2 protein-coding genes and 2 pseudogenes are annotated in these 2,534 nt (G+C 71.5%); 3 read left to right on the forward strand and 1 reads right to left on the reverse strand.

Going from position 1 to position 2,534, the window contains the following annotated elements; genetic code table 11:
• Window positions 1–890: pseudogene (locus tag SSOG_RS44280) on the reverse strand (aldo/keto reductase); the annotation flags it as partial.
• 227 nt (window positions 891–1,117) lie between these two features.
• Between SSOG_RS44280 and SSOG_RS44285 the strand changes: the two are divergent.
• From SSOG_RS44285 to SSOG_RS44295, 3 genes and pseudogenes are all read left to right on the forward strand, one after another.
• Window positions 1,118–2,092 (forward strand): carbon-nitrogen hydrolase family protein, encoded by a 975-nt coding sequence (locus SSOG_RS44285; protein ID WP_009720861.1) that lies wholly within the window; start codon window positions 1,118–1,120, stop codon window positions 2,090–2,092.
• 79 nt (window positions 2,093–2,171) lie between these two features.
• A complete protein-coding gene (locus SSOG_RS44290) occupies window positions 2,172–2,411 on the forward strand; it encodes a hypothetical protein (protein WP_014057435.1) in 240 nt (79 codons plus the stop codon).
• 2 nt (window positions 2,412–2,413) lie between these two features.
• Window positions 2,414–2,534: pseudogene (locus SSOG_RS44295) on the forward strand (toxin Doc); the annotation flags it as partial.

The raw sequence follows: 2,534 nt of genomic DNA on the forward strand, positions 1-2,534 counted from the left end.
CCGCCGCGTTCGCCCGCGCCTGCTCGGGCGACCGCGCGCCGGGGATGACCGAGGTCACCCCCGGCTGCTGGACGATCCACCGCAGTGCCGTCTGCGCGGGGGTGGCGTCCTCCGGCGCCAAGCTTCCCGAACTCCACCGCCGCCTCGACGCCCTCCTCGAAATCCACCCCCGAGAAGGTCTCGCCCTGGTCGAACATCTCGCCGTGCCGGTTGTACGTACGGTGGTCGTCGTCGGCGAACAGCGTGTCCTTGGTGTACCGGCCCGACAGCAGGCCGGACGCCAGCGGCACCCGCGCGATGATCCCCACCCCGGCCTCCGCCGCCGCCGGAACCACCCTCTCCAGCGGCTTGAGCCGGAACGGGTTGAGGATGATCTGCACGCTCGCCGTCCCCGGCCGCGCTATCGCCGTCAGCGCCTCCTCACAGGTCTCCACGCTGACCCCGTACGCCGCCACCCGCCCCTCGTCCACCAGCGTGTCCAGCGCGTCGAACACCGCGTCGGTGGCGTGCACCGAGGACGGCGGGCAGTGCAGCTGAACGAGATCGAGGGTGTCCACGCCCAGGTTGGCGCGCGAACGGTCGGTCCACGCACGGAAGTTGTCCAGCGTGTAGTTCTCCGCGACCTGCGGCACCCGCCGCCCCATCTTGGTGGCCACGAAGATCCCGGCGTCCGGCCGGTCCCGCAGGAAGCGCCCGATGAGCTGCTCGCTGCGCCCGTCCCCGTACACATCGGCGGTGTCGAAGAACGTCACCCCCGACTCGACGGCCGCCTCCAGCACGGCCAGCGCGTCCGCCTCGCTGACATCGCCCCAGCCCGCGCCCAGCTGCCAGGTCCCCAGCCCGACGACGGAGACCTCGCGTCCGGTCCGGCCGCACACCCGCTGCTCCATGGTCACGCTCTCCTCCCGCGATTTCCGCGATCTCCTGTGATGCGGCTCACCGTACCCTCACCGGCCGTGCACCGTGGCGTCGGCCTGATCGCCGGGGAGCGCCCTCTTACCAGCGGCCCCGGGTGCCCGGTAGCGTGGCTGACATGCGTTGACGCCCGCCCCGCGCCCGGGGTCCGCCGGTCACTCCTTCGCCACCGCACCCACAGCCGACGAAGGAGGAACCAGCCATGACCACCCTGACCGTCGCCCTGCTCCAGCTCGCCCCTCCCGGCCGCGGCCTGCGGGCGAACCTCGCCACCGGTGAGGCCGCCTGCCGCCGGGCCAAGGCCATCGGCGCGGACATCGCGCTCTTCCCCGAGATGTGGAGCAACGGCTACCACTCGACCGTCGCCGACGAGACGACCGGCAACCGCTACCGCCACCCGCGCCTGTGGGACGGCGCGCCGCCCGCACCGCCGCTGCCCGCGCCCGAGGCCGTATGGGGCGATGAGGCGATCACCCGCGACGGGCCGTTCGTCACCCGCTTCCGCGAGCTGGCGGCCGAACTCGAGATGGCGATCGCGCTCACCTATCTGGAGAGGTGGGACGGACCGCCCCGCAACACCGTCTCCCTCATCGACCGCCACGGCCGCCTCGTGCTCACCTACGCCAAGGTGCACACCTGCGCCTTCGACCTGCCCGAGGCCGTCCTCACCCCGGGCGACGGCTTCGAGGTGTGCGCCTTGGACACGGCGGCGGGCGAGGTCATGACGGGGGCGATGATCTGCTACGACCGGGAGTTCCCGGAGAGCGCACGGGCCCTGATGCTCGCCGGAGCGGAACTCGTCCTCACCCCGAACGCCTGCGATCTGGAGATCAACCGGCTCAGCCAGTTCCGGGCGCGCGCCAGTGAGAACATGACCGCCCTGGCCATGGCCAACTACGCGGGCCCCGGCTGGGGGCACTCCATCGCCTTCGACGGCATCGCCTTCGCCGACGGGCGCTCCCGGGACATGCTCGTGGTCGAGGCGGGCGAGGCCGAGGGCGTCTACCCGGCGGTCTTCGACCTCGGTGCGCTCCGCGACTACCGGCGCCGTGAGACGTGGGGGAACGCGTTCCGGCGCCCCGCCGCGTACCACGCCCTGACGAGCCATGAGGTGCGCGAGCCGTTCGTCCGGGTCGGTCAGGACGGCGCCCGGCCGCCCGGCGCGGACGCTCCGTAGGCCTTGTCAAGTACCTACAAAAACATCATGTGAGCTGGGGTGATTGCTGTCGGGGTACCGGACAAGTAGGGTGTGCCGCATGTCAGCACTCAACGTGGAATTCAGCGATCGGGAACTTGAGGACCTCCGTCAGATCGCCAAGGAGCGCGGTACGACGATGAAGGCCCTCGTCCGTGAGGCGACCGTCGCCGACATCGCCCGCCACCGCGCCCTCCAGGAAGGCGCCGAGGTGTTCCGCCGCTTCTTCGCGGACAACGCGGACGCTTTCGCGGACGCGTTCCCGGACGATGAACACCGCCACCCCGGACAGGCCGCCTGACGATGCCGCCGCTGCATATCGACGTCCCCTGGCTGCTCCAGCGCCATGAGGAGGTCCTGCCCGAACAGCCGGCCATCTCCGACTTCTCGGGGCTGGTCGCCGCCGTGGCCCGGCACCGCGTCG

It is taken from the genome of Streptomyces himastatinicus ATCC 53653 (assembly GCF_000158915.1).
Taxonomy (GTDB): domain Bacteria; phylum Actinomycetota; class Actinomycetes; order Streptomycetales; family Streptomycetaceae; genus Streptomyces; species Streptomyces himastatinicus.

What these genes read in the sequence shown, in the direction of transcription:
- SSOG_RS44285 (WP_009720861.1), top strand. Translation starts at nt 1,118, where the DNA reads ATGACCACCCTGACCGTCGCCCTGCTCCAGCTCGCCCCTCCCGGCCGC.
- SSOG_RS44290 (WP_014057435.1), top strand. Translation starts at nt 2,172, where the DNA reads ATGTCAGCACTCAACGTGGAATTCAGCGATCGGGAACTTGAGGACCTC.